The sequence below is a fragment of the Providencia sp. CIM-Carb-044 genome (genome assembly GCF_033901115.1).
Taxonomy (GTDB): domain Bacteria; phylum Pseudomonadota; class Gammaproteobacteria; order Enterobacterales; family Enterobacteriaceae; genus Providencia; species Providencia hangzhouensis.
On sequence record NZ_JAXADV010000079.1, the window covers coordinates 1 to 486 of the forward strand.

At 42.4% G+C, this 486-nt stretch carries 2 protein-coding genes; both read left to right on the forward strand.

What is annotated here, in order from left to right; translation table 11 throughout:
- Nucleotides 1-237 (forward strand): FimD/PapC C-terminal domain-containing protein (locus tag SJ312_RS23370; RefSeq protein WP_319868424.1); only part of this gene is annotated, 237 nt, incomplete at its 5' end.
- Between the two features lie 22 nt (nucleotides 238-259).
- Nucleotides 260-486, forward strand: a 227-nt coding sequence (locus SJ312_RS23375) for a fimbria/pilus periplasmic chaperone (RefSeq protein WP_319868425.1), incomplete at its 3' end; no start/stop codon positions are given.

Sequence of the window (486 nt, forward strand, 5' to 3'; positions counted from 1 at the left end):
TCACTGATAACACGAATTAAGCTGGCTAATGGTCAATACCCACCATTAGGCTCAGTGGTGAAAAATAACGTAACGGGTAAAGTTTCAGGCATTATTGCTGAATCCGGTATCGTCTACTTAACCGGGTTGAACATGGGCGACCAACTTAGCGTTAACTGGGGAGATGCACAAGCGTGTACGTTCTTAGCGGACAGTCTCCTGGCTAAAAGTAGCGATTCAATTGCTTGTCGTCACTAATGTGATTTCAATGGGTGAAAAAATGACATTATTTAAAAAAGTACTTTCCGTTGTTTTACTCTCAAGCGTCATGAGCCAAGCGTATGCCGTTCTTGGGTTAGATAGAACCCGTGTTATTTTTAATGAAGCCGATGGCGGAACCAGTATCGTTGTTGAAAACCAAGATACCGCCTCTTCGTTTTTAGCGCAGACATGGATAGAAAACCAAAAAGGTGAAAAGCTGACTAACTCACTAGTGGCATTACCTTT